A 25,794-nucleotide genomic window follows, 5' to 3' on the forward strand; every position below is an offset into this window, starting at 1 on the left:
TTATTATTACTAAAATGCGCCGTTAGTGGATGCGCATTCTGCATTAGTCTCTCCTGCTTCCGAGAATGCGGAGAAGATAGATGAAGAGGTTGATGAAATCAAGGTAAAGTGTCAGAGCACCAAGCAATGCAAGTTTCTGTGCACCTTCGTCATCAGCATCCTGCTCGTAGAGCATGTGCTTGATCTTCTGTGAGTCATAGGCTGTCAGTCCCACAAAGATAAGCACTCCGGCATAGCTGATGATGGACTGCAGACCGGTAGAGCCGACAAACATGTTGACCACCGTTGCGATGATAATGCCGATAAGTGCCATCATAAGCAGTTTGCCCATGGATGTGAGGTCGGTCTTTGTCGTATAACCAATCAATGACATCACTCCGAAAGTGCCAGCAGTGATGAAGAACACCTGTCCGATACTTTCCATTGTATAGAGCAGGAAGATGCTTGACAGCACCGCACCGTTGATGACACTGTAGAGAATGAACATCATCGTGGCTGTCACGACACTGATTTTGTGGAGCATGCCTGAGATTCCGAAGACAAGTCCGAACTCAGCAATAATCAGTCCCCAGAAGACAAGGCGGTTACCGAATATCATTTCGAGAAGTCCCGGAGAGTTTGCCACACCATAGGAGGTGATACCTGTGATAATCATTGCCAGTGTCATCCATGTGTAGACCTTGCGCATGAGTGCCGGAAAGCTGACTGACGGCACATAGGAACGGCGTGAACCGCCTTCCATTTCGTTGACCATACGGTCGAATTCTTTGTATTCCATAACTTTGTTATTGTTTTTATTTGTTTGTCTTTATTGTACTTCATATACCCACGGAAACAATACCCTGTGGTACATTCATATCTGCAAAGGTATCATTTTTTCCACTAAAAGCAACAAAAATACATATAAGTGCATAAATATTATATTATTTTATAGGTTTATGAGTGAATTTTATCGGATGACAATGCATCATTTCTCCTTATGCCTTCCGTGACGGGTCACGTATCACAAGGCGGCAGATCCCCTACTCCATAACCAACAAACAGTATGCCCAAAACGATATGAGTTTTCTAATGTCCTATTTATCATAACGGGCAAAATACACACTTCTGCCTCCTTTCCTTTACTATTTCAGCCTCAAAAAAGGGCAATTTGGCAACGAAACATAAAGAAACGAGCACTAAACAATAAGTTTCTGCACTGCAAAAGGTAAGGTTTTACACTGCAAATCGTTACCTTTTGCAGTGCAGAATGCCATAAAAAGATGCAGAGACTGGCGCGCGTTTTACACCAACAAACTAATAACCAACCACTTATCTAAAACCAAAATCCATACAAAATTTGCGAGCAACATTCTGAAAAATATTTCTACGCAATTCTCAAGAGGGAAAAACACACTGAGTTTTCTAATTTTCCAGTCGGTCCTTAAACATATTTTGCTCAGACTGTGACAAGCCTATGGATGTCGCAACCTGTTTCCAAGATGACATCACAGCCCTCACATCGTTTATAATCCGAGTTGCCGTTTTCCTGGTAAGCATATAATCCTCACACGAATCCAGCAAAACATCCAGACTTGCCTCTGTGGTATACGCGTTGATCAGAAGACTTTGTTCACGCTTCAATGTCGGATTCAAGTCGTATGCCGGAGACAGTGTCCAACCTCTGTTGGTCAACAAGAAACCATGATTACGGAAATGGTCATCGGAGTTGCCAATGGCAATGTTGAATGCCACTCTGCAATAGAGTTCCTGAAGATTACGCTCCACGTCACAACATCCCTGAAGAATAAAGTCCACAATGTCAAGATAGCCATTACCCGTAGAAGCATTCTGACCGTCTGTCAGTCCTAACATCGTCATAGCCGAAGCGAAATGGATGCGACGACCATCCTCTGTACGGTCAAAACGTTTTGAAAGTAAAGTGTGGTATTTGCTGCCTGCCGCAACCACTCTGGTTTCTGCGCAAGTGATTCCGGCAGCTTTTGCCATCAAATGTGCGAAATGCTCCCAAAGTCCTACATCATACAAATCTTGGCGTGAGGGAAACTTTGCTACGTACAACTGCTTATTTCCATCAACGACAGAAGCTTTTGGACGGGCACCACCAAGCGAAGTTCCCGGTCTGACGAGTTGCATGATCCATTTCTTATCAGGCAATGTACTCTTTTCTTCACTGAGTTCTATCTCATGACTGGCGGCTATCAGTTCGCGAATATCGGTAACAGGAGGAATCTTAAGTTCATTGGCCGCATTGATGAAATCGCCATCAGGAGTTTCCTTGAAACGGAAGCCACCCATTCGGGAAGCATCGTCAATGCCAAGAAGATAGTCCATTGAAGAAAGTCTTCGTACCGGTCGTTTCTCTTCTGCTGCAAGTATCTGTTCACGACGAAGCACAAGGGTTCGTCCCCAACGGTCAGGCAAAGAATCCGAGAAGCATCCGAAAATGTCCTTGCCCGGCAGAGTGTATTGCATCCCCACATAATTATTTATGTCATCGCTCAACGTCAAACTCCCATGCTTCTTCAACCAACCGGCATCAAACTTAAAGCCATAGGTTTCACCACCACGTATATTCTCCATGGTAAGTTCTCCAACCAATTCTATGTCTTCAAGCCAATTGAAATCAGCATATACAAACAATCGTTCCATACCTTACACTTTTTTGGTTGCACGTTCTCTTCGTTTCAGCTGCAAGTCTTGCAAGCCTCTTCCGATGGGGTCATCCTTGGCTATCAGCAGAATGTCGTCATCAAGTTGAAGGGCATACAGCACACGGAGGTAGATGCCAATGCTTACAGTAGGCAGTCCCTTCTCTACACGGGACAAAGTGAGTTCGGAACATGTGGCACGTTCTGCCACCTGAGCCATACTAAGGTTTCTCCGCAGACGAGCAAGGCGTATCTGCTCGCCTACAATCTGCATCTTCTCAGTTAACTTTCTGGGAAGTTTTGTACCCATTGTATTCTTTGCCATTTTCTATGCAATGTTTATTTACATATGCAAAAATACTATTATTTCTTTATTTTATGATATGTTGATTACAAATATATGACTGTTGGCATTGATATTTAATGAACTTTACCCATAATTAACATACTTAACCTACAAATCATACTATTCCGTCAAGAAAAAGTTGAGCATGTCAGTTTGAGTTTCTTTATAATTGGCGATTCTCAGGAGAGAAAAACACACTGAGTTTTCTAATTCCCCCTATCGCGTTGCGCTTCTTGCGAATGGTCGTATGATGTTAATGTAAATGAAATTTTTGCTTTTTATTTGGCAAAAACAATTATTGTTCGTAAATTTGCAAACAACAAACAAAAAGCACCATGACATCAAAAGAATATACCATCAAGCAGGAACTGCTTGCCAAGTTTGCAAAAGCATTGGGTCATCCGGCACGCATAGCCATCTGCACTTTCCTTGCCCGGCAGAAGACTTGCTACTTTGGTGACATACACGATGAACTCCCCATTGCCAAAGCCACTGTCAGCCAGCATCTGACGGCACTAAAAGAGGCAGGATTAATCCAAGGCGAGATTGAGGCTCCAAAAGTGAAATACTGCATCAACCGTGAGAACTGGCAGATGGCTCGCGACTTGTTCGGAGAGTTTTTGAACCAGTGTGTGTGCAAGGAAGAAGGCTCTTGCTGCGGATAAAGACAGAAGGCGGTTTAACCTTTCATATCGGTGTGCCGCCTTTAATCAAGCATTTTATGTTCGGTGTTTTACGAACTACAAACTCATGTCTTATATACAATTATGAAAGAAATCAAAGTTCTTGGTACAGGTTGCGCAGGATGCAAAGCCTTGTACGCTACAGTGGAGAAAGTGGTAAACGACCTTAATCTGGATGCTTCCGTGCAAAAGGAGGAGGACATCATGAAGATTATGGAGTACAACGTCATGTCGCTTCCGGCTCTGGTGGTAGACGGGAAGGTCGTGGCAAAAGGAAAATTGAGTTACGAACAAGTAAAAGGAGTGCTTGTATGAAAAGGTTTTTCATCATGATGTTTGCCATGCTGTCAGTCAGTATGACAGCAATGGCTCAGAACGTAGAGGTGCTTTATTTCCATGGCAAGCAGCGTTGCAAGACGTGCATGGCCATTGAAAAGGAGACAAAGACCGTGGTGCAGGAACTGAAAGGCAAGGCAAAATTGAGCGTTATAGACATTTCCACTCCGAAAGGCAAGAAACTGGCTCAGAAATACAAGGTCTCCTGGTCGTCGCTTTACATTGTGTCCGGCAAGGGAAAGAATGAGAAAGCCGAGGACATGACTCGTTTTGCTTTCTCCAATGCACTGAGAAACGCCGAAGGATTCCGTAAGGAACTGAAATCCAGAATCCTTAACACCAACAAGTAATGGAGTTTTTACAACAACTGTCAGACAGCAGTCAGGTGCCTATACTCACCGCCTTCCTACTCGGTTTGCTGACCGCCTTGAGCCCTTGTCCGCTTGCCACCAACATCACTGCCATAGCCTTCATTGCCCGCAAAAGCCCGGATGGCGACAAGTCTTCGGGCGTATTGTGGAGCGGTGTACTCTATGCCATCGGACGTTGCATGGCTTATACGGGATTGGGGGCACTCCTTATTTATATCCTAAGGACAGGAGCTGACACGTTCAGCCTGCAGCAGACCATTTCCGAATGGGGCGAAACAGTGCTCAGACCGGCTTTGGTGCTGATTGGCATCATTATGCTTGTGAGTGAGTTCGTGACTTTTGGCGGAAAGTTTGGTTTCTCGGCGAGCGAAAAGACAGAGAGGCTGAGCGGTCCCGTTGGCAGTCTGTTGCTTGGCATACTCTTTGCGCTGGCTTTCTGTCCTACAAGCGGACTGTTCTATTTCGGTATGCTCATCCCCATGTCAGCTGTCGAAAGCGGAGGCTATCTTTTGCCATTTGTCTTCGCCATAGCCACAGCATTGCCGGTGCTTTTGGTAGCTTGGCTTCTGGCATTCAGTGTGAGTTCCATGGGACGTGCAATGGGCAAGATAAACGCGTTCCAACGTTGGTTCAACCGCATTGTGGCTTTGGTGTTCATCATTGTAGGCGTAAATTATTGTCACACATATTTCATCGCATAACAAAATAGGACTTATGATACAACAATTTGCTGATTGGCTGATATATACGGTGTGTGGACTGGATGCCTCCACACACTTGGGAGCAGCCCTGAACTTCTTTGTCTACGACACCATTAAGATTGTCATCCTGCTCTTCTTCATCAGCATCCTGATGGGCATCATCAACGCTTATTTCCCCATAGAAAGACTGCGTGCCTATCTCACCACCCATAAGATGTACGGAGCACAGTATCTTTTGGCAAGTATCTTCGGAGCAATAACTCCTTTCTGCTCCTGCTCCAGCATTCCGCTCTTTATCGGTTTCGTCAAAGGCGGCATTCCCTTGGGCGTGACATTTGCATTTCTCATCACCTCTCCATTGGTCAATGAGGTTGCGGTGGCCATGTTCCTCGGTTCGTTTGGATGGAAAGTGACGCTCATTTACGTAGTAAGCGGCATTCTGTTGGGCATACTTGGAGGCATTGTCCTTGGCAGGATGAATTTGGACCGCTTCCTCAGTCCTTGGGTTTTGCAGTTGCAAGCACAGTCAATGGCACAAAGTGAGCAGTGGGAAAGTGGGCGTATCTCGTTCCGTGAGCGTTTGCCCCGGATTGTAAAGGACGCTTGGGGAATAGTAAAAGGAGTACTGCTGTATATTATAATAGGTATTGCAGCAGGAGCTGTCATTCACGGCTATGTACCCGAAGGTTTCTTTGAAGAATACATGTCCGCCGACCGTTGGTATGCAGTTCCATTGAGCGTCATTCTCGCTGTGCCAATGTATGCCAATGCGGCAGGCATCGTCCCTGTGATTCAAGTGTTTGTAAGTAAAGGCATACCATTGGGCACTGCCATTGCTTTCATGATGGCTGTGGTAGGACTTTCATTCCCCGAAGCCACAATGCTTAAAAAGGTGATGACATGGAGACTGATTGCTGTTTTCTTCGGAACTATCTCACTGTTCATCATCTTGTCAGGATATTTGTTTAATTTGTTCTTATAACTACAAACAAAAACCCTCATGCGGATTCAAGAATCTGCATGAGGATTTTGTAATTGGTTGATTTTCCACTGCAAAGATGATGAACATTATCAAAACCACAGAACTTGTGAAAACAGTTTCATGTATCACACAGATTCTTTACGTTCTTAGAACTCCTCAAGCAGTATCATTCCATATATTCAACAATTTATGTTGGTTGTTTCTCCATTGCATCAATAACATAAGTTGCAAACCACTTGGGAATATTGTCAGAAATTACTGATATACAGCCAAGAAATTGCACTTCTATCTTGAATGTATAGACCGTCTTTTGAAGATGAATCATTCAATCTTTAGACGCATGAGGGACATTTCTCACTCGTCCACCTCACATCGCCACAGCTTGCCGCCACGGATTTCGATGTCCATCTCAATGTTTTCCTTATAGGAATAATCAGGCATGTATATCATAAAAGGTGCGACACGACCGGCAAGAAGCGCAATGTTGCGCAAGCCGACATTACTCTCGCAGGTTGCTCCGAGGATTACCTCCTCGCCTTTCTGCTGCGCATCGCGGATTCTTTCGATAGCTCCCGTTATGCCGCCGTCAAGCATCGGGCGGACAAGGAGGCTGCCTTCCGGCAATTCGGAGACAACGGGAATTCCCATTTCGCTATGGGCAAAAGGTGTGTCGTAAAGCAACGGATTCTTCTGATAGTCAAACATTGCTGACTCCAAAGCGAAGAGCAGTGCAGGATAAGGACGCAGAAATGCCGTATAATCCTCACTGCGCAATGCCTTGTCCACCAGTCCGGCAATGACTTGCATCATGCCTTCCAGGTCTATTTTGCCTGAAGGCATGTCGAAAGTCTCGGGCGTCACAAGACATTCGCCTATACCGATTCTGTCACTTTCCTCATCCATTATGGATATGACAGCGAACTGTCTCTCACTGTTTAAGCCTCCCTCCAAGGTGCAAGGCTTGTTAAGAACCAATGTTTTCGGTCTGATATTTATCTGCATATTTCCCTCCCCGGTTAAAATCTGACATAAGTTTCCAACCAAAACTCGCAATAGTCCGCCTTGGCAAGATTGCGGTCGTGGACATAATTGAACTGCGGCTGGAACATAAGGTTTTTATGAAGTCTTATGTGTGGCGTAACACTGTAAATGGATTTTGCTGAGCCCCATGTCCCTTGGTCGCGGTAGACATCATACTTTACATAAGTCTTCAGCCACGGTGTGCAAGGCACGCCGAGGGTGGCATACCATGCATCGGCACGCCCTGTGCCACCGGAAACATAAGCCTCGCCATGCTCATCAAGGGAAAAATCAGCATACCGATGACCGACGGAATGGACGTATTCAGAGCGGAAAGTCCAGTCGGCAGCATCATATTTTGCGGAGACAGCATAACGTTCACGGTCGGTAGTGACACCGTTGTACGTGAAGTTGCCCGTCCATCCGAATACTCCGAGCACAAGTCCCTTGATGGGCTGAATCTGGATTGTGCCAAGGATGTCCTTGTGCTTGTTGGCATCGGCACAGTTGATTCCCTGTCCGTTGGCTACCATAAGCTGGTAATGAAGAAGGCTGTGCTTGTCCTTCCCGACAGGGAACAAGTCGCCCTGAACCTGCAGACCTTGGTCGCGTCCGCTGCTGTTCTCACCCGGATAATCGCCAGAATTTGACAATTTCAGCATGACCTGCGAGTAGTTTCCGTTGCCTACATCCCATGGATTCATAGGGTTCTCGAAAGTGAAAGCACGCTTAAACTGACCAATCTTCACACGGAACTCCTTGAATTTCTGCCATTCAAGGAAATAGTCCTTCATGTGAAACTTGTCATTGTTGGTCTGAACCTGTATGCGGTAGGCAAAATCCTTCAGTATTTTCCCGTCAACATAAAGACGTACGAAACGCTGGGAGAAGCCGTCTCCGCTCTCCTTCCCCTCCTCTGTGGAATAGCTGTATTTGCCCACGAAATAGCCACCGAACTTAGGTGCACTGAAATTGTCTGTTAGTTTATTCGTCGCAGACTTGTCCTGCTTGTCCATTTCCCTTGCAATGGCTTCGTTGACATATTTTGTAAGAAAGCCCTCCTCAAGTTTCTCTTCAGAAGCAAACTCATCCTCCGTGTCTGCAAAAACAGCCATCGGCTGGAGCAAAACAGTAAGAGCCACAGCACATCCTTTGAGCCATGACGCCGGTCCTTTGCGGCAGTGATGCAAGGAAAAAGCTGACCATAATCCTGTCGTTTTCATCATAATAAAAGTTATTTTTGTGATTCCAAATGCAAAGTTACGAATTTATTTTATAATTTTGCAGTTATTATGGAAAGAATCATCCGAAAGACAATCAAAATACTGTTGCCATTTGTCCTTGGCAGCGCGATACTCTATTGGATGTACCGTGATTTTGACTTCCAAGGGATGTGGAGGTTTATGGAGAAGGAAATGGACTGGACATGGATGTGGCTGTCATTCCCCTTCGGCATCCTTGCACAGGCATTCCGTGGCTGGCGGTGGCAGCTCACATTGGAACCTATCGGTGAGAAGCCACGCACATCGACAAGTGTCAACTCCATTTTCCTGTCTTATGCAGTAAGCCTGCTCATACCGCGCGTAGGCGAGTTCATGCGGTGCGGTGTGCTTAACAAGAAGGACGGAGTGTCGTTCCCAAAAGCTCTCGGCACGGTTGTTGTGGAAAGGATGGTCGATTCTGTCCTTATCCTTATGATTACAGCCTGCACACTGCTGCTCGAAATGCGGGTGTTCGGCATTTTCTTTGAGAAGACCGGAGTGAACATCAGCGATTTCCTTGGCAGATTCACCACAACGGGCTATGTCGTGACAGCCATCTGCGGCATTGCTGCGCTCATCTCTCTTTACTTTGTCAGGAAGAAACTGTCTTTCTATAATAAGGTGAAAGCCACCACACAAGGCGTGATGGAGGGTCTGATGTCATTAAAACAAGTTAAGAACATCCCACTGTTCCTGTTCTACAGCATCGCCATCTGGGCAAGCTATTTCCTGCATTACTATCTGACTTTCTTCTGTTTCGACTTTACAGCCGACCTCGGTGTGATGTGCGCGCTAGTCACGTTCATCGTCGGTTCGATTGCTGTGATAGTCCCAACACCTAACGGTGCAGGTCCTTGGCATTTCGCAGTGAAGACAATGCTGATACTTTATGGTGTGGCTGACATAAACGCACTTTATTTCGTGCTCATCGTACATACCGTTCAGACGCTGCTTGTAGTGGCTTTGGGTATATACAGCTGGGTGGCATTATCATTGACAAACTCTAAAAAACAAATACTATGAACGAGATTAAGAACCTTAAGCCGGAATGCATCTGGCGCAATTTTGACCTGCTCACACAAGTTCCACGTCCTTCCGGACACCTTGACAAAATCCGGAAGTTCCTCCTTGACTTCGCAGAGAAGGCGGGAGTGGAAGCGTTCCAAGACCCTGCCGGAAACATCGTCATGAAGAAACCGGCGTCACCGGGCATGGAGAACCGCAAGGGAATCATCCTGCAGGCACACATGGACATGGTGCCACAGAAATCCCCTGCATCCGCACATAACTTCGAGACCGACCCTATCGAGACACACATTGAGGGCGACTGGGTGTATGCCAACAACACTACTCTCGGCGCTGACGACGGTATGGGCGTGGCTGCCATTATGGCAATCATGGAGGACAAGACTCTCAAGCATGGTCCTCTGAACGCGCTCATCACTGCCGACGAAGAGACTTCCATGATCGGTGCAAACGCCCTGCCAGAAGGGGAACTCGAAGGTGAGATACTTCTTAACCTTGACACAGAGACAGAAGGCGAGATGATTATCGGCTCTGCGGGCGGTGTTGATGTCACTGCAGAGATAGAATATAAAGAGGTGGCAACCGACAGCGAGGACAAAGCCGTGAAAATCCTTATCGACGGACTGCACGGAGGACACTCAGGACTGGAGATTGGCCTGGGACTTGCCAATGCCAACAAACTCATGGCGCGCATCGCTGTTGACATCATTGCAAACCTTGACGCAAGACTCGCGACGTGGAACGGCGGCAACATGCGCAATGCCATCCCACGCACCTGTGAAGCTGTCTTCACCGTTCCGGCAGAGAATGTTGAGGAACTGAAGGCGATTGTGGCAGAGTACAACGACACATTCTGCAACGAATACAAAGGCATTGAGAACAGCATCACAGTGACAAGCGAGGACATGGAGTTGCCAAAAACACAGATTCCGGAAGAGATTGCCGACAATGTCATCAACGCAATCAATGCCTGCCATAACGGAGTATTGCGCTATATACCGTCCATTCCTGAGATTGTGGAGACATCAAGCAATCTTGCCATCGTAAACATCGGCGACGGAAAGGCTTCGGTAAAGATACTCGCACGCTCTGCCTCCGAGTCACAAAAGGAGTACATCGCTTCTGTGCTTGAAAGCGCATTCTGCATGGCAGGGATGAAAGTGACGCTCTCCGGAAGCTACGGCGGATGGGACCCGAATCCTGATTCTGAGATGATAAAGATTATGTCGGCTATCTATGAGCGTGAGTTCGGCAACAAACCTCTCGTTAATGTCGTGCACGCTGGCTTGGAATGCTCCGTCATCCTTGGCAAATACCCAGGACTTGACATCGTCAGCACAGGACCGACACTTGAGCATCCGCACACTCCTCAGGAGCGTTGCCAAATCTCCACGATGTGGAAGTTCTGGCAGCTTATCAAGTGTACCCTTGAAGAGGTTCCGGAGAAATAACAGGCTTTTGCACAACAGATATTTTGAAGCAGGATACAACGGTTTGTTGTTAAAAAAAGTATAAAACAACAACTTGTATCATTGATTTTAGGAATATATTTACTACCTTTGCACCTGATTTCGGTGTAAAGGTAGTTTCTTTATGCCAATGTTTAACCAATAAGAACAAGAAATGGACGATTATCATCCGGAAAACGAAACCATGTGATTCTGGGGATACGACCTTTGGGATTGTAGGCCTCAGGAAATGTTTTGTGTACAAAAAAGGCTTACAAATTATGAAGAATTATTGGAATACCGAGCATCAATTGAAGCAGATTGATGAATGGCAGCCAAACTGCTGGATACAGGTGACATGTCCTACTGACGAGGACCGCCGTCACTTGGAAGAGACATACAAGATTCCTGATTATTTCCTTTCCGACATCTCCGATAACGACGAGAGGGCGCGTTACGAATATGACGACGGATGGATGCTTATCATCCTACGCATACCTTACGTCAAGGAGATAAGGTCACGCACGCCATATACCACAGTGCCTTTGGGCATCATACACAAGCGTGATGTCACCATCACTGTCTGCAATTTCGAGACAAACATGATGATTGATTTCATCAGTTTCCACAAGCGCAGAGGCGAGGGATTCACGGACTATGTGGACATGATTTTCAGGCTTTTCCTCAGCAGTGCGGTATGGTATCTTAAACGCCTGAAGCAGATTTCACAACGCATCGACCAGGCAAAGAAGGACATGGAGGATGTGGACAACGAGGCTCTCATCGGCCTCTCACGCCTGCAGGACTCCCTGACTTATTTCCAGACATCCATCCGCGGCAACGAGAACCTTATGGCAAAGCTGAAATTCAAGCTGCAGGTGGACGAACTTGATGCCGACCTCATCGAGGACGTCAACATCGAGATGTCACAGGCACGCGAGACAACGAACATCTACTCGAACATTCTTGAATCGACAATGGAGACTTACCGTGGTATCATCAACAACAACATGAACACCACCATGCGCACGCTTACCTCCGTGACAATCATCATGATGTTCCCCACCCTCATCGCATCCCTGTTCGGCATGAACCTTGTAAACGGCATGGAGAACAACCCGTTAGGCTTCGCCATCGCCCTCTTCATGTCCATCTTCGTCAGCATCGCAAGCTGGGCGGCCCTGAAGTGGAAACAGCTGATATAAATCCCCAATTAAAAATACCAATAATATTTTAATGAAAAAAGACTTCATACTATCATTATTACTAAGTAATTTCTTTATATTTCCTGCCTTGGGACAAGAATTCATACCATTATGGCATAAAGGAAGCATTCAAGAGAATACATGTGTAAGTCCAAAAGACAGTATGAATCATGAAATTATATTTACAGTAAAGACACCTGGTATCTATGCATTTTTACCCTCTGATTTTACCAGAAACGGAAGTGCTGTACTAATAATTCCCGGAGGAGGATACGCACATCAAGCATATCGTCTGAGCGGTTTTGAGATAGCGAAATGGTTCAACACAATGGGAATAACGGCATTTGTTTTGAAATACAGGCTCCCACTTGCAGGGAAGTCAGGTATGTACCATAGCGCACCTATAGAAGATGCACAAAGAGCAATGAAAATAATAAGAGGGAATCATGCACATTTTAAGATAGACAGAAACAAAATAGGAACATGGGGATGCTCTGCCGGAGGTCATCTTGCAGCGTGTCTATCAACCATGGATGATGTAATTTCTCATACAGGAGACACACTTGATACAATTCCTGCACGACCAAATTTCACAATATTAGTCTCACCTGTTATTTCCATGGATGAATATGCACATAAAAGCAGTAGAGAAAACCTGTTAGGCAAATTCTGCAATAATAACGAAAAAGCAATGTTTTCTTGTGAAAAAAGAGTCACTGCCGAAACTCCACCAGCATTTATCATTCACGCAGCCAACGACCGCACTGTCTCTTACATCAATAGTGTCATGTATTTCACTGCTCTTCAGAATAAAGGAATAAAGAACTCTTCACTTCATATATATCCTAAAGGGGGACATGGAATCAACCTGACAAATAACCCTGATTTAACTGATACATGGACAGCGCTTGCAGCAAAATGGATGAAAGAGTTAGGAATTCTATGACAATTGTAAGCTATATACAGTCTTCATGAAAGACTAAGTCGGAATTAAAATATTGAATAAAAAGCAATAACGGAAAAATGAGAATCTCATTATAAGATTCTCATTTTTCCGTTATATATATCCTTATATTACAGCGCCTGCTTGACGAGCTCCAGCACCTTGTCGCACGCCTCATGGAGACCGTCGGCATTCTTGCCGCCCGCCTGGGCGAAATGAGGCTGGCCGCCGCCACCGCCCTGGATGAGCTTCGCTGCCTCACGGACGAGTTTGCCGGCATTAAGTCCGGCAGCAACCATGTCGTCAGAAAGCATGATGTTCAATGATGGCTTGCCCTGTGACTCTGCTCCGATTACGCATACCAGCTTCTCAGGGACAGCCTCGCGAATCTTGAAGACAAGGTCTTTGGCTGCGGCTGCATCAATGTTGATGACTGTCTTGATGACTGTTGTGCCGTCATTGAGGTGATGAGCCTTGTCGATAAGGGCTGTCTTCAGACGCTCTACCTGCTGTGCCTTGAATGACTCGACCTGCTTCTTCAGGTCAGCATTCTCAGAGATGAATTTCTCAATGGCAGTGTGAAGGTCTTTCGCATTGTTGAAGAGAGCCTTGATGTCCTTGATTGTGTCCTCCATCACATAGCAGCGCTCCTCCCAGTTCTTGCCGGTAGCTGCCTCGATACGACGGATGCCGGCAGCGACAGAAGCCTCGGAAAGTATCTTGAACATGCCGATGCGTCCTGTTGAGGTGGCATGCATACCGCCACAGAACTCTACGGAAGGGCCGAACTGTATGACACGGACCTTGTCGCCATATTTCTCTCCAAAGAGAGCGATAGCACCAAGTTTCTTTGCCTCTTCGATTGGAGTGTCGCGGTGCTCCTGCCGGCTGATGTCCTCACGAATCATGGAGTTGACAATGCGCTCCACCTCGCGGAGCTGCTCATCGCTGACTTTCTCAAAGTGGGCGAAGTCGAAACGCAGAGTGTCAGGGGAGACATAAGAGCCTTTCTGCTCGACGTGGTCGCCAAGCACTTGCTTCAAGGCATAGTCGAGAAGGTGGGTCGCTGTATGGTTGGCAGCTGATGCGTCGCGCTTGTCTGTGTCGACACAAGCCATGAACTCTGCCTCCATGTCCTTCGGAAGTTCCTTTACGATATGTACGGTCTGACCGTTCTCACGCTTTGAGTCGATGACTGCCACTGTCTCGTTCTCGCTTACAAGGACGCCCTGTTCGCCTACCTGTCCGCCCATTTCGCCATAGAAAGGAGTGTTGTCGAGGACAAGCTCGTAGAAGGTGGTCTTCTGCTGCTTCACCATACGGTAGCGTGTGATGCGGCAGTTGTGTTCTGAGAAGTCGTATCCGACAAACTTCTGCTCTTCGTTTATGTCAAAGTCGCCGACAGTGTTCCAGTCGCCGTTCTCCACCTGCGCCGCATTGCGTGCACGGGCTTTCTGGGCTTCCATTTCCACATTGAACTGCTTCTCGTCCACCTCTATGCCTGCTTCACGGCAGATAAGTTCGGTAAGGTCGAGAGGGAAACCGTAGGTGTCGAACAGGCGGAATGCCTTTGAGCCGTCAAGGACTGTCTTGCCTTCTGCCTTCAAAGCGTCGACTGCCTCTGTAAGCATGGAGATACCTTTGTCAAGGGTGCGGAGGAATGAGTCCTCCTCTTCCTTTATCACACGACCGATAAGCTCGCGCTGTCCCGGCAGTTCGGGATAGGAAGAGCCCATTTCCCGGATAAGCACAGGAAGGAGCTTGAACATGAAGGACTCCTTCTGGTCAAGGAATGTGTAGGCATAGCGCACTGCACGGCGGAGGATACGGCGGATGACATAGCCGGCCTTGGCATTGGAAGGGAGCTGTCCGTCGGCGATGGAGAACGCTACGGCACGCAGGTGGTCGGCAATGACGCGCATTGCGACATCGATGCTCTCCTCCTTGCCGTATTCCTTGCCTGAGAGGCGGCAGATTTCCTTGATGATAGGCTGGAAGATGTCTGTATCGTAGTTGGAGTTCTTGCCTTGGATGGCGCGCACAAGTCGCTCAAAACCCATACCGGTGTCGATGACGTTCATGCCGAGTGGCTCGAGATGTCCGTCAGCCTTGCGCTCGTACTGCATGAAGACGATGTTCCAAATCTCGATGACCTGCGGGTCGTCCTTGTTGACAAGCTCGCGTCCCGGCACTTGTGCCTTCTCCTCCGGAGTGCGGGAGTCGAGGTGAATCTCGGAGCAAGGGCCGCAAGGACCTGTGTCACCCATTTCCCAGAAGTTGTCATGCTTGTTGCCATTGATGATATGGTCGGCAGGGACGTGCTTCAGCCAATAGCCGGCAGCCTCGTCGTCGCGTGCAAGTCCCTCCTTGTCATCGCCCTCAAAGACTGTGACATAAAGGTCGGCAGGGTTGAGTTTCAGAACATCCACAAGATATTCCCATGCCATGTCGATGGCACCTTCCTTGAAATAGTCACCGAATGACCAGTTGCCGAGCATCTCGAACATTGTATGATGATACGTATCGTGTCCCACTTCCTCAAGGTCGTTGTGCTTGCCGGACACACGCAGGCATTTCTGGGAGTCGGCACGGCGGCGTGGCTCCGGGTCGCGTGTTCCGAGGATCACGTCCTTCCATTGGTTCATGCCGGCATTGGTGAACATCAATGTCGGGTCGTCCTTCACTACCATTGGCGCACTTGGCACAATGGCATGTCCCTTTGACTCAAAATATTTCTTGTATGAGTCACGGATTTCGTTTGCTGTCATCATCTGTATATTCTTTATTCTATTTTGTTTTTTACTTCTATATCACTCTGTAACAACCACTTACATTTCTTCCGAAAAAAGGTTATCTTTTACACGGTAAAGTGTAACCTTTCACATGGTTAAAAGTAACACTTTGCACAACAAAAGGTCACCTTTGAGTTGAGAGCATCTACTGCAATGTGTCCAGTTGCTTGCGTATTGCCTTGAGTTCGTCACGGACAGAGACAAGTGTGTTGAGGATTTCCGTGCTCTTGTCAACGACAGTGGGGTTCTTCATGATCATCTTGCGTGCCGCCGCAATCTTGAATCCGCGCACCTTGACAAGGTTATGGATGTTACGGATTTGCTTTATGTCAGCTTCAGTGTATTGGCGCACATTGTTCGATGTGGTCTTCGGATGGAGAGTCGGAAACTCTGTCTCCCAATAGCGGAGAAGACTTTCGGAAACGTCAAACATCTTTGCCACTTCCTTTATCGAGTAGTAGAGCTTTAGCTTCTTATTTGTATTCAATGCCATAACTGTATAAATAGAGGGGTTATCGTAATCTGTTCCGTTCAAAACTCTTGCGGACATAGGTGAAGAAGAACACCACACCGAATAAGTTCACCGCTGCTCCAAGCCAGAATGCGGGACCATAGCCGGACATCTCCGCCAATATGCCTCCAAACACCACTCCAAGTCCGACGCCGGCATCCCATGATGTGTACAGCGTGGAGTTTGCCGTACCGCGCAGGCTGTTCGGCGCAAGGTTCACAAACATTGTCTGCACCGCCGGAAACATGTGACCGTTGCCAAGACCGATGATCAATGCCGAGGCATAGTATGCCCACAAGTCAGGAACAGCGGCAAACAGTATGTAGCCGAAGACAGAGATGCTCACGCCGACGGCTGCATTATGTGTTATGTTGCCGTCGCGCAATGCTTTTGCACCTTGCAGACGTGAAAGCATCAGTCCTACACTCAATATGAGGAAATACATCCCCGTGCCGCTTGTTATCCCCAACCGCTCACGCCCGTAGATGGCAAGATAGGTGGAGAGGATGCCGTAACTCAGTCCGAAACAGCAGGTTATCAGTGCCTGGCTCCACCCTTTTGTAAGGAAGAACCGGTCGAGCTTCATCCTCGGCAGTTCCGCTTTTTGCGTGCATTCCCGGGATTTCACCTTTATCGAAGAGGCGACAAGCAGTCCTACGCCGCTGACAAGCATGGATATGGCAAACAGGATGCGGAAATCATGTGTGACATCGTAGATCAGTATGCCTACGGAAGGACTCAATGCCGTGGCAAGATTGTTGGACAATCCATAGTAGCCGATGCCTTCCGCACGGCGTGAGGATGGCAGGACATCGATTGCCACCGTACTGTTGGCGATTGTCGTCGCGCCATAGGGAGCACCGTGGAGTGTCCTTATGATTGTGAACAGCAGTAGCGAGCCTCCTATAAGGTAACCGCCGAAGAGGATGAACATCACGCCATAGCATGCTGTCAGCACCTTCTTCCTGTCAAAACTGTCAACGATGTATCCACTGAACGGACGTACCAGCATGACGGTTATTGTGTAGCCTGACAGCACAAGTCCTATGGTATGTTTTCCCGCTCCATAAGTATCGGCAAGATACAACGGCAGAATCGGCACTATCAGCATGAAGGAAAAGTACAGCATGAAATTCGCTGCCAATGCCTTCACATAGTTGCTATTCCATAATTTGTCCATTGTTGTCAAGAGATTCCTGCTGTTTTTCCGACAGTTGTCTGCCGGTGAATCTTTTACCTAATATTTATCTGAGCCACCCGGTATCACCGCCGAACACCTCTGCCGGTGTTATCTTCGCAGCCTCTTTCTTTGTCAGTTGCTTTGCCCACGCAACACGGCCTTCCGTCTTTGCACCTTCCCCACGGTTGTTGTACTCCAGGTAACGGGCCGTCTTTTCGTTTTCCTTATTGCCCCAGTTATGCCAGCCCTGAGGGAGAATGTGTGCGCCCAACTCGCAATTCATGAACAGAGTGTATCCGTAAGGCCGCCATGGACGTCCAAGATAGCATTTCTTGATTGCCTGTCCGCCACGGTTGCTCTTTGCTGCGGCATCACCGGTAAGGCAGGTTATCTTGCAGTTGTTGAAGACATATCCGTACTTCTGGTCTTTCGGAGTTGACGCTGCTGTGACATAGGAGTCGGACTTGTTGACTATCTCGCAGTTCTCAAACCATACCGTTGAAGGACCGAAGATGAAGTCTGTCGTTCCCTCAATGTAGCAATCCTTGAAATACTGGCGCGCGCCTCCACGGCCTGTATAGATTGTGTCCTGATGACCAAGGAAACGGCAGTTCAGGAACACACATTTGTCACCTTCGACATGGAGGGCTACTGCCTGACCGAGCCTTGCAGAGTTGTTCTCGATCGTGATGTTCTTGAATGTTATGTTTGAACCGGTTATCTTCACCGTGAAAGTGCGGAAAGTGCCCATTGGCTTGCCTGTCTCCGGCAGTTTCACGTTTGCATGGTCATCCCATGTGATTATTGTGTTGTCACGGTCTTCGCCACATATTTCTATATTGGTGAGCCATGTCGGCACATCGATCTTCTCTTTGTAAATGCCTTTCTTCACGAAAATCACCTTATGGTAGTCCATGAAAGCGCGGCAAACCTCTATCGCTTCCGCAACATTGCGGAACTCTGCCGTGCCGTCACGGGCAACAAACAGTGTGTCCGGATTATCATACTTGTTGGCGGCTTGGAGTGAGACAGCACTCATTATGGCAGCAAATGCCAGCAAAACCTTTTTGAAGTTGTTCATCATTTTGTTTTATTAAGGGATTGTATTTCAACAGTTTGTCCATTGTGTCAGTGACGGTTTCACTCCATAGATATTTCCTCTATGCCGTCAACGCCACGTAATTTCTTTATTATGTCCTGCACCTCGGCACGGTGATGAACCCTGATTGCAAAATGTGCCTCAAAGAGTTCATTTTCACAATTTATGTTCACGCTCTTTATGTTCAGCTTCAACTCGTCAGAGAGTATCCGGGTCACATCCTTCAGCAAGCCGATTCTGTCGATTCCCTTTGCCATGATTCCTGCATCAAACAGCATCATGTTGTGCATCTTCCACTTCGCGTCGACAATGCGGTTGCCGTAGCTTGACTTCAAACGGATTGCCACAGGACAGTCACGACGATGAATCTTTATCCGGTTCTTGTTGTCTATATATCCTAATATGTCATCACCGGGAATGGCATGGCAGCAGTCCGGGAATATGTATTTGCCGATTGTCTCCTCCGTAAGATATACAGGCTTTTTCTTGTCAAAATCATCTGTGACTATGAATTTATCCTCAGTCTTGGCAGGTTTCTTTTTATCTGATTTTATGAAAGGGACAAACTTGCGCCAGCCTGCAATGTCAACAGCCTTTCTCTTCTTGCCTGTGAGTTTCTTGTACAAAACATCGTCCAGTACAAAAGACTTGCGCCCTATGCCCAGATACAGTTGTTCATGCTTATGCACTTCAAGAAGGTCGCAGAGCTTGTCGACAAGGGATACAGCCATTTCTGTATCATGGTCCTTGAACCATTGTCGCAGTATCTCTTCGCCTTCACTGCGTATGATTTTCTCATCACGGCGCAACTGAGCCTGAATCTTGCCTTTTGCCTTCGCTGTAAACACAAAATTTATCCATTCCGGCTGTACGTGCTGTGCCTTTGATGTCAGCACCTCCACTTGGTCACCGGACTGCAGTTTATGGCTTAACGGCACCAACTTGTGATTGACTTTTGCGCCAATACAGTGGCTGCCAATGAACGTATGGATATTGTATGCGAAATCCAAGGCTGTACAGTCGGCAGGCATGGTCACAATTTCTCCTTTCGGAGTGAAGACAAATATCTCGCTTGCAAACAGGTTCAGCTTTATTGTGTCAAGGAAATCCATTGCATCAGGCTGTGGGTCATCAAGGATTTCCTTTATTGTGCGAAGCCAGTCGTTCAGTTCTTTGTCACGGTCATCATCAGGAGTGTTTTCTCCTGTCTTGTATTTCCAATGTGCGGCAAATCCCTGCTCGGCAATCTCATCCATGTGCTTGGAGCGAATCTGCACCTCTATCCACCTTCCGAGCAGTGACATCAGAGTGACATGGAGAGCCTGATAACCATTTGCTTTCGGATGGTTAAGCCAATCTCTGAGTCTGTCAGGATGTGCCTTGTACAGTTTGCTGACAGCGACATATATCTGGAAGCATTCGTTTATCTCATCTTCGCCCTCACGAGGACTGCAGATGATACGCACGGCAAGTATGTCATATATCTCGTCAAACGTGACATGCTTGTTGCGCATCTTGTTCCAGATGGAGTACGGGCTTTTGACTCTTGCCTTGATTTCGTAATCAATGCCCATTTTGTCAAGGGCGGTACGTATAGGCGATGTGAACTCATCAAAGAGCATGTCACGCTTGTCCTGTGTGGACTTAAGCTTCTTGCAAATGTTTTCGTACTCCTCAGGATGCTCATAACGGAAGCTCAGGTCTTCAAGTTCTGTCTTTATCTTGTTCAGTCCCAAGCGATTTGCCAACGGTGCATAGATATACAGCGTCTCGCCGGCAATCTTATATTGCTTGTTTGCCGGCTGGGATGCAAGTGTTCGCATATTGTGAAGACGGTCACATATTTTTATAAGTATGACACGGATGTCATCGCTCATGGTCAGCAGCAGTTTCTTGAAGTTCTCTGCCTGTGCCGATGCCTTGTCACCGAATATGCCGCCGGAAATCTTTGTCAGTCCGTTGACAATCGTGGCTATCTTAGAGCCGAAAATGCTTTCTATGTCATCAATGGTATAATCCGTGTCCTCCACCACATCATGCAGCAATGCAGCACAGATACTTGTAGAGCCGAGCCCCATTTCCTTACAGGCAATATAAGCCACAGCAAGTGGATGCATGATGTACGGCTCGCCTGATAGACGACGCACACCACGATGTGCCTGGCGTGCGAAATTGAACGCCTGCGTTATGATGTCCACTTTCTGACGATGGGATGATTGCATATAGCAGTCCAGTAATTTACGGAAAGCTGCATCAACCATACTCTCGTCATCCGTTCTCTTGAGAATATCTTCTGCCATAGACTGTATTGTACTATATGAAATTCAGGTTTCCAAAGATGATTCAATCAGGCACGTCACCTTACCCTCAACTTCTTTCCTGCACGTATGTTTGTGCCGGAAATCTTGTTCAGTTTCTTCAGTTTCGCAACCGTTGTATGATTCTTTCGTGCTATTTCTGAAAGTGTCTGCCCGCTCTTGATAGTCACACTCTTCGAGCCACGTCCTCCTCTGCTTCGCCTGCTGCTCCGTCCTTTAGAACGTTTGTATGAGACAGACTCGCGGCGTGTGGACATCACAACATCGGCAACCTCCACTTCCGTACGTTTTTGCAGCAACTCATCAGCACGGTAAGCGTAAATGGAGTCCTCCCTGTCTATGAACATATTCACATACGCCACAGGCAGGCGGATAGGAGAAGGCTCCGCAGAGCCCGGCACAATGTTATGCCTGTACTGAGGATTTATGGCGCAAAGTCCGTCCATGTCAATGTCCAGCACCTTTGCAACCTGCTCCAAGTGAACATCACGAGTGACCATCACCGTATCCGTCTTAACCGGCAAAGTTGTCACCATAGGACAGATATTGTGCTCACAATAATAGTTCATGATATAGTTCGCTGCAATGAACGCCGGGACATATCCTCTTGTCTCTTTGGGGAGATAAGGATAAATCTTCCAATAGTCCTTCACCCCACCGGCACGATGGATAGCCCTGTTGATAGACTCCGGTCCGGCATTGTAGGCTGCAATAACAAGATTCCAGTCTCCAAAAATACGATAAAGGTCACGCAAATAATGTGCAGCAGCATAGGATGCTTTCTCCGGGTCGCGGCGTTCGTCAACCAAAGTGTTCACTTTCAGGCCATACTGCTTTCCTGTCGCAAGCATGAACTGCCAAAGTCCGGTAGCTCCGACACGAGACACTGCCCTTGGATTCAATGCAGACTCTATCACAGGAAGATACTTCAACTCCAATGGCATGCCATAGGTCTCCAATGCCTGCTCAAATATCGGCATATAGAAATTATTGGCACCGAGCATAAGACTTACGGAACGGCGCAATTTTGTGGCATAACGCTCTATGAATTTCTGCACGACTTCATTGTACGGCATTTCCATAAGAGTAGGCAGTCTGCGTAGACGCTCTCGGTAAACATCCGGCTCAAAATACGGATTCACATCACGCATGTTGCAGTCCTCATCCTGTTTCAGATAAGTCTGAACGTGATACGAGTTCAGAAGGGAGTCAAGATCCTGCATCATTGCCTCGGGAACCTCTATTGTCTCTTCGTCACCATTATCGTCTTTAACCACAACATCCTTGTCTTCATCCTCAACGTAAACAACCTGTGCCGTGGCTGTCCCCCAGACACCACCTGCCAACAAAGCTGCTACTGTAATGTATTTCTTTATATTCATAGTCATTTTTAAAAGTTCAACTTGCAACGCACTCCCACCCCATTATTCTGCAGGCTGCTGCGCGACGCCATCATTTTCTGTCCCCTTCCGTCGATAAACGCAGGGGCTACCTTCATCGTCAAATCATCACTTATGTCAAACTCGGAGAGAGAAGCGTCAACATACGCGTCCACAATAGATAGCGCATATACACCTATCATGCAGAATATGCTCAAGTCACGCCACCTGCGGAACTTGTCCCTTCGGGACTTGAAAATAGGCTTGTATCTCTCGACTATCTGTTCCTGAGTCATCTCCGTGTTTCCAAGATGTATGAATTTCATGTAACTGTCCGTAGACGGATCGTCATCTATCATATCACGGTAAGCGCGGTCATAATCAGAATACATCTGCCCGTTCCATCGCAAAGCATAGGCGCAACCGACAAATCCTCCATAGACAATCGGGAGCTTCCAGTATTTACGGTTGTAAATCTGGCCTCCGCCGGGAATGACAATAGCCATCCACATCGCCTTCTTCACATTCGGCTTCCATGTGTTCCAATCCCTTGCCTGTTTTTCTGCCTTTGCCTCCACAGCCTTCTCTTCGTTGGAAGAAGACAAGAGTATGCTTTCCATATCCTTGCCAACAACAGAATCCTGCACTATCTCCATTTTCTTGAAGGTAGTGTCAGCCATTTCCTGTGCAGCCACATCAGCATTGGTAATAATCAGCACAAGCAATATGTTCAGTATGTGTCTGATACTTTTTTCTTGATTTATTGAAAACAACATCCCACTCTACACATTATATTTATAGAGCATGTCACATCAGGACATAAAAGAGTTTTTTGATTCCTGCCCACTCTTTCATCAATTCAGCGTGTCCAGAATCCTCAGCAGTTCCTCTTCATTGGCAAAAGGGATAGTTATCTTTCCCTTTCCGTTATTGCCACAAGAAAGCTGCACCTTCTGCCCTATCCTTTCAGCAAGATGCCTGCGCACTGCCTCAAGAGGCTCCGGCAAAGCAGGAGTTCCCTTTACCTTCTTTTTGCCAAGCTCCACAGTCTCACCATTCTTCAGCTGCTGTACAAGCTCTTCGACCTTACGCACAGAGAGATTGCTCTTTATTATGTCCTTGAACAGCTTTATCTGCATCTTCGGATCATCAAGTGAAAGCAACGCACGCGCGTGTCCCATATCAATTTCCTTCTTCTGCAATGCCATCTGCACCTGTGCAGGAAGTTTCAGCAATCGGAGGAAATTTGCCACTGTCGTGCGCTTCTTGCCGACACGTTCGGCAAGCCTTTCCTGAGTCATGCCCGTATTGTCAATGAGATGCTGATAGCCCAACGCTATTTCAATGGCATTGAGGTCCTCACGCTGGATATTCTCCACGAGAGCCATCTCCATGACATTCTCGTCATTGATGGTGCGGATATATGCCGGCAATGATGACAACCCTGCCAGTTGGGAAGCACGCCATCGGCGTTCACCGGCAATTATCTGGTAGTGATTCTCTGATAATTGGCGAAGCGTTATCGGCTGAACTATGCCTATTTCTCTGATACTGGTGGCAAGTTCCATCAGTGCCTCTTGGTCAAAGTCACGGCGTGGCTGGTCAGGATTCCGCTCAATCTGTGTGATAGGAATCTCGTTGATCATTGAAGAGCCGCTTGTCTGCACATCGTTAGTGGAAATCAATGCTCCCAATCCTTTTCCCGGAGCGGATATATCATCAAGTCCACGTCCAAGCGTGGTGAATTTCTTTCTTACTGCCATTTGTTATTTCTTGTTGATAATCTCCTTAGCAAGAGCTATATGGTTTTTTGCTCCATTAGAGTCCGCATCGTAAAGGATGACAGGGATTCCATGACTTGGAGCCTCGGATAGTTTTACATTTCTCTGGATTACAGTCTTGAACACAAGCTCCTGGAAATGGCGCTTCACCTCATCATATATCTGGTTTGCCAATCTCAGGCGGCTGTCATACATCGTCAGCAGGAATCCCTCTATCTCCAAAGCCGGGTTCAGTCGTGTCTTTATAATCTTTATTGTGTTCAGCAGTTTTGTAATGCCCTCCAGCGCAAAGTATTCACACTGCACAGGAATGACAACGGAATTGGCTGCCGTCAGGCAGTTTACCGTGATAAGGCCGAGTGACGGCGAGCAGTCTATCAGGATATAGTCATACTCGTTTGCCACCGGTGCGAGCATTGTCTTTATTATCATCTCACGCTTGTCAACGTTAAGCATCTCCACCTCCGCACCTACAAGATTGATATGGCTTGGCACAATATCCAGTCCCTCAATGTCTGTAGTGTATATCGCCTCGCGAATATCCGCATGGTTGATTATGCACTCGTATATGGAGCATTCCACATCCTGTATGTCAACACCAAGACCACTGGACGCATTCGCCTGTGGGTCAGCGTCAATGACAAGTACAGACTTCTCCAGCGTTGCCAATGAGGCAGCAAGGTTAATCGTAGTCGTAGTCTTACCCACTCCACCTTTCTGATTAGCGATAGCTATTATCTTTGCCATAATATGAAATATTATCTTTTTTCATTGTCCCCGGCTCAAAGTACCGGATATTTGGGTACAAAGTTAATGATTTTATTTGAGAAATTAGCATATTAGCCCAAAAATTAGTAATTTTGCATCGTTATTTAAGTTACATTGATAGTTACAAGCACCATGCGGCACATACATCCCTGCTTTGCAACACTTGCCGGACTGCATGGAAAATGCTTTGGAAAAGAAAACAAAAGATTATGGAAAGACCACTTATTTTAATATCCAACGACGACGGATACCGTGCAAAAGGAATACGCGAACTCGCAAAAATAGCGATGCAGTTCGGAGAAGTTCTCGTCTGTGCCCCTGAGGGTGCGCAGTCAGGAAAGTCAAGGGCGTTCACAATGAGCGACATCACTCTGCATAAAGCCAGCAGCGTCGAAGCGGGCTACCCTGAGGACGTGGATGTATGGTTCTGCACCGGCACGCCTGTGGACTGTGTGAAAATGGCGTACGGAACATTATGCAAACGCAAGCCGAAACTTATCCTCGGAGGCATAAACCATGGCGACAACGCATCCACAAACGCACATTACAGCGGAACGATAGGCGTGGCGTTCGAAGGCTGCATGAAAGGGATTCCGTCCATAGCGTTTTCTCTTTGTGACTTCGAGCCTGACGCCAATTTCGAGCCAATGCGCCCTGTGGTGGAGAAAGTCATTAGGAAGGTGTTTGACGAAGGTCTGCCACACTTCACCTGCCTGAATGTAAACGTGCCGAAAACAGCAACTTATGACGAGCTGAAAGGCATCCGCGTGTGCCGTATGGCTGACGGCTATTGGCGCAATGAGGTGTCACCTCAGGACCGAACCGACAGACAAGGAAACCAGATGTACCTGCTTGAAGGATACTATAAGAGCAACGAACCTGACGCAGAGGACACTGACGCATGGGCAATACGCAACGGATATGCTGCCGTAACTCCTTGCACCATAGACATTACTGACTACAATCTTTTCAAAACACTTGAGTTCTAACTT

Annotated in this window: 24 protein-coding genes; 10 read left to right on the forward strand and 14 right to left on the reverse strand. The window is 47.2% G+C overall.

Features of this window, described 5'->3' with window-relative positions; translation table 11 throughout:
• Positions 1–43: 43 nt before the first annotated feature.
• The 3 genes from HPS57_RS01835 to HPS57_RS01845 all read right to left on the reverse strand — a co-directional run bounded on the left by HPS57_RS01835 (position 44) and on the right by HPS57_RS01845 (position 2,976).
• Positions 44–778, reverse strand: a complete 735-nt coding sequence (locus HPS57_RS01835; RefSeq protein ID WP_172179617.1) for a Bax inhibitor-1/YccA family protein — start codon at positions 776–778, stop codon at positions 44–46.
• A gap of 626 nt (positions 779–1,404) precedes the next feature.
• Positions 1,405–2,652: a type II toxin-antitoxin system HipA family toxin gene (locus tag HPS57_RS01840; RefSeq protein WP_172179619.1), complete on the reverse strand. Its 1,248-nt coding sequence runs from the start codon at positions 2,650–2,652 to the stop codon at positions 1,405–1,407.
• A gap of 3 nt (positions 2,653–2,655) precedes the next feature.
• Positions 2,656–2,976: a helix-turn-helix domain-containing protein gene (locus HPS57_RS01845; protein WP_172179621.1), complete on the reverse strand. Its 321-nt coding sequence runs from the start codon at positions 2,974–2,976 to the stop codon at positions 2,656–2,658.
• A 356-nt stretch (positions 2,977–3,332) separates the two neighbouring features.
• Between HPS57_RS01845 and HPS57_RS01850 the strand changes: the two genes are divergently transcribed.
• The 5 genes from HPS57_RS01850 (at position 3,333) to HPS57_RS01870 (ending at position 6,070) form a co-directional block, all read left to right on the forward strand.
• A complete protein-coding gene (locus HPS57_RS01850; protein ID WP_172179623.1) occupies positions 3,333–3,662 on the forward strand; it encodes an ArsR/SmtB family transcription factor in 330 nt (109 codons plus the stop codon).
• Positions 3,663–3,764: 102 nt separating this feature from the next.
• Entirely contained in the window at positions 3,765–3,995 is a 231-nt protein-coding gene (locus tag HPS57_RS01855) for a thioredoxin family protein (RefSeq protein WP_172179625.1), read from the forward strand.
• Complete coding sequence (locus tag HPS57_RS01860; RefSeq protein ID WP_172179627.1) at positions 3,992–4,366, forward strand: nitrophenyl compound nitroreductase subunit ArsF family protein; 375 nt, start codon at positions 3,992–3,994, stop codon at positions 4,364–4,366. The genes HPS57_RS01855 and HPS57_RS01860 overlap by 4 nt, the downstream gene beginning before the upstream one ends.
• Entirely contained in the window at positions 4,366–5,088 is a 723-nt protein-coding gene (locus tag HPS57_RS01865; protein ID WP_172179629.1) for an aromatic aminobenezylarsenical efflux permease ArsG family transporter, read from the forward strand. The genes HPS57_RS01860 and HPS57_RS01865 overlap by 1 nt, the downstream gene beginning before the upstream one ends.
• A gap of 13 nt (positions 5,089–5,101) precedes the next feature.
• Positions 5,102–6,070, forward strand: a complete 969-nt coding sequence (locus HPS57_RS01870) for a permease (RefSeq protein WP_172179631.1) — start codon at positions 5,102–5,104, stop codon at positions 6,068–6,070.
• Positions 6,071–6,424: 354 nt separating this feature from the next.
• Here the strand turns inward: HPS57_RS01870 and HPS57_RS01875 are convergent, their stop codons facing one another.
• Together HPS57_RS01875 and HPS57_RS01880 are read right to left on the reverse strand one after the other, a co-directional pair.
• Positions 6,425–7,072 (reverse strand): enolase-like domain-containing protein, encoded by a 648-nt coding sequence (locus tag HPS57_RS01875; RefSeq protein ID WP_172179633.1) that lies wholly within the window; start codon positions 7,070–7,072, stop codon positions 6,425–6,427.
• 14 nt (positions 7,073–7,086) lie between these two features.
• Positions 7,087–8,316 carry a porin gene (locus HPS57_RS01880; protein ID WP_172179635.1) on the reverse strand — a complete coding sequence of 410 codons (1,230 nt, stop codon included), beginning with the start codon at positions 8,314–8,316 and terminating at the stop codon, positions 7,087–7,089.
• Between the two features lie 66 nt (positions 8,317–8,382).
• Here HPS57_RS01880 and HPS57_RS01885 point away from each other — a divergent pair, with 66 nt between their 5' ends.
• The 4 genes from HPS57_RS01885 to HPS57_RS01900 all read left to right on the forward strand — a co-directional run bounded on the left by HPS57_RS01885 (position 8,383) and on the right by HPS57_RS01900 (position 12,977).
• Positions 8,383–9,375 (forward strand): lysylphosphatidylglycerol synthase transmembrane domain-containing protein, encoded by a 993-nt coding sequence (locus HPS57_RS01885; RefSeq protein ID WP_172179637.1) that lies wholly within the window; start codon positions 8,383–8,385, stop codon positions 9,373–9,375.
• Positions 9,372–10,829: an aminoacyl-histidine dipeptidase gene (locus HPS57_RS01890; protein ID WP_172179639.1), complete on the forward strand. Its 1,458-nt coding sequence runs from the start codon at positions 9,372–9,374 to the stop codon at positions 10,827–10,829. The genes HPS57_RS01885 and HPS57_RS01890 overlap by 4 nt, the downstream gene beginning before the upstream one ends.
• A 278-nt stretch (positions 10,830–11,107) precedes the next feature.
• Positions 11,108–12,031, forward strand: coding sequence for a magnesium transporter CorA family protein (locus tag HPS57_RS01895; RefSeq protein ID WP_172179641.1), 924 nt, complete (start codon positions 11,108–11,110; stop codon positions 12,029–12,031).
• A gap of 31 nt (positions 12,032–12,062) precedes the next feature.
• A complete protein-coding gene (locus HPS57_RS01900; RefSeq protein WP_172179643.1) occupies positions 12,063–12,977 on the forward strand; it encodes an alpha/beta hydrolase in 915 nt (304 codons plus the stop codon).
• A gap of 128 nt (positions 12,978–13,105) precedes the next feature.
• Here the strand turns inward: HPS57_RS01900 and alaS are convergent, their stop codons facing one another.
• From alaS to HPS57_RS01945, 9 genes are all read right to left on the reverse strand, one after another.
• A complete protein-coding gene (alaS, locus tag HPS57_RS01905) occupies positions 13,106–15,745 on the reverse strand; it encodes an alanine--tRNA ligase (RefSeq protein WP_172179645.1) in 2,640 nt (879 codons plus the stop codon).
• Positions 15,746–15,911: 166 nt separating this feature from the next.
• A complete protein-coding gene (locus HPS57_RS01910; protein WP_172179647.1) occupies positions 15,912–16,259 on the reverse strand; it encodes a MerR family transcriptional regulator in 348 nt (115 codons plus the stop codon).
• Positions 16,260–16,278: 19 nt separating this feature from the next.
• Positions 16,279–17,457 (reverse strand): MFS transporter, encoded by a 1,179-nt coding sequence (locus tag HPS57_RS01915; protein ID WP_172179649.1) that lies wholly within the window; start codon positions 17,455–17,457, stop codon positions 16,279–16,281.
• A 64-nt stretch (positions 17,458–17,521) separates the two neighbouring features.
• On the reverse strand, positions 17,522–18,541 hold the full coding sequence (locus HPS57_RS01920) for a pectinesterase family protein (RefSeq protein ID WP_369811422.1): 1,020 nt from the start codon (positions 18,539–18,541) through the stop codon (positions 17,522–17,524).
• A 56-nt stretch (positions 18,542–18,597) separates the two neighbouring features.
• Entirely contained in the window at positions 18,598–20,856 is a 2,259-nt protein-coding gene (locus HPS57_RS01925; RefSeq protein WP_172179651.1) for a RelA/SpoT family protein, read from the reverse strand.
• 56 nt (positions 20,857–20,912) lie between these two features.
• Positions 20,913–22,256, reverse strand: coding sequence for a lytic transglycosylase domain-containing protein (locus HPS57_RS01930; protein WP_172179653.1), 1,344 nt, complete (start codon positions 22,254–22,256; stop codon positions 20,913–20,915).
• Positions 22,257–22,264: 8 nt separating this feature from the next.
• Entirely contained in the window at positions 22,265–22,972 is a 708-nt protein-coding gene (locus HPS57_RS01935) for a DUF5683 domain-containing protein (RefSeq protein WP_172179655.1), read from the reverse strand.
• Between the two features lie 135 nt (positions 22,973–23,107).
• The gene (locus HPS57_RS01940) at positions 23,108–24,016 is read right to left on the reverse strand and encodes a ParB/RepB/Spo0J family partition protein (protein WP_172179657.1); all 909 of its coding nucleotides are present in this window, start codon (positions 24,014–24,016) and stop codon (positions 23,108–23,110) included.
• A 3-nt stretch (positions 24,017–24,019) separates the two neighbouring features.
• On the reverse strand, positions 24,020–24,781 hold the full coding sequence (locus HPS57_RS01945) for a ParA family protein (protein ID WP_135939373.1): 762 nt from the start codon (positions 24,779–24,781) through the stop codon (positions 24,020–24,022).
• A gap of 230 nt (positions 24,782–25,011) precedes the next feature.
• Between HPS57_RS01945 and surE the strand changes: the two genes are divergently transcribed.
• Positions 25,012–25,791, forward strand: coding sequence for a 5'/3'-nucleotidase SurE (gene surE, locus HPS57_RS01950; protein WP_172179659.1), 780 nt, complete (start codon positions 25,012–25,014; stop codon positions 25,789–25,791).
• The last annotated feature ends 3 nt before the right edge of the window (positions 25,792–25,794 follow it).

This window comes from Palleniella intestinalis, assembly GCF_013166595.1.
Taxonomy (GTDB): Bacteria; Bacteroidota; Bacteroidia; order Bacteroidales; family Bacteroidaceae; genus Prevotella; species Prevotella intestinalis.

Coding starts and splice junctions, on each gene's coding strand:
- HPS57_RS01900 (WP_172179643.1), top strand. CDS start 12,063: ATGAAAAAAGACTTCATACTATCATTATTACTAAGTAATTTCTTTATA.
- HPS57_RS01835 (WP_172179617.1), bottom strand. CDS start 778: ATGGAATACAAAGAATTCGACCGTATGGTCAACGAAATGGAAGGCGGT.
- HPS57_RS01915 (WP_172179649.1), bottom strand. CDS start 17,457: ATGGACAAATTATGGAATAGCAACTATGTGAAGGCATTGGCAGCGAAT.
- HPS57_RS01910 (WP_172179647.1), bottom strand. CDS start 16,259: ATGGCATTGAATACAAATAAGAAGCTAAAGCTCTACTACTCGATAAAG.
- HPS57_RS01920 (WP_369811422.1), bottom strand. CDS start 18,541: ATGATGAACAACTTCAAAAAGGTTTTGCTGGCATTTGCTGCCATAATG.
- HPS57_RS01890 (WP_172179639.1), top strand. CDS start 9,372: ATGAACGAGATTAAGAACCTTAAGCCGGAATGCATCTGGCGCAATTTT.
- HPS57_RS01925 (WP_172179651.1), bottom strand. CDS start 20,856: ATGGCAGAAGATATTCTCAAGAGAACGGATGACGAGAGTATGGTTGAT.
- surE (WP_172179659.1), top strand. CDS start 25,012: ATGGAAAGACCACTTATTTTAATATCCAACGACGACGGATACCGTGCA.
- HPS57_RS01885 (WP_172179637.1), top strand. CDS start 8,383: ATGGAAAGAATCATCCGAAAGACAATCAAAATACTGTTGCCATTTGTC.
- HPS57_RS01860 (WP_172179627.1), top strand. CDS start 3,992: ATGAAAAGGTTTTTCATCATGATGTTTGCCATGCTGTCAGTCAGTATG.
- HPS57_RS01875 (WP_172179633.1), bottom strand. CDS start 7,072: ATGCAGATAAATATCAGACCGAAAACATTGGTTCTTAACAAGCCTTGC.
- HPS57_RS01865 (WP_172179629.1), top strand. CDS start 4,366: ATGGAGTTTTTACAACAACTGTCAGACAGCAGTCAGGTGCCTATACTC.
- alaS (WP_172179645.1), bottom strand. CDS start 15,745: ATGATGACAGCAAACGAAATCCGTGACTCATACAAGAAATATTTTGAG.
- HPS57_RS01880 (WP_172179635.1), bottom strand. CDS start 8,316: ATGATGAAAACGACAGGATTATGGTCAGCTTTTTCCTTGCATCACTGC.
- HPS57_RS01930 (WP_172179653.1), bottom strand. CDS start 22,256: ATGAATATAAAGAAATACATTACAGTAGCAGCTTTGTTGGCAGGTGGT.
- HPS57_RS01895 (WP_172179641.1), top strand. CDS start 11,108: ATGAAGAATTATTGGAATACCGAGCATCAATTGAAGCAGATTGATGAA.
- HPS57_RS01855 (WP_172179625.1), top strand. CDS start 3,765: ATGAAAGAAATCAAAGTTCTTGGTACAGGTTGCGCAGGATGCAAAGCC.
- HPS57_RS01870 (WP_172179631.1), top strand. CDS start 5,102: ATGATACAACAATTTGCTGATTGGCTGATATATACGGTGTGTGGACTG.
- HPS57_RS01840 (WP_172179619.1), bottom strand. CDS start 2,652: ATGGAACGATTGTTTGTATATGCTGATTTCAATTGGCTTGAAGACATA.
- HPS57_RS01945 (WP_135939373.1), bottom strand. CDS start 24,781: ATGGCAAAGATAATAGCTATCGCTAATCAGAAAGGTGGAGTGGGTAAG.
- HPS57_RS01940 (WP_172179657.1), bottom strand. CDS start 24,016: ATGGCAGTAAGAAAGAAATTCACCACGCTTGGACGTGGACTTGATGAT.
- HPS57_RS01845 (WP_172179621.1), bottom strand. CDS start 2,976: ATGGCAAAGAATACAATGGGTACAAAACTTCCCAGAAAGTTAACTGAG.
- HPS57_RS01850 (WP_172179623.1), top strand. CDS start 3,333: ATGACATCAAAAGAATATACCATCAAGCAGGAACTGCTTGCCAAGTTT.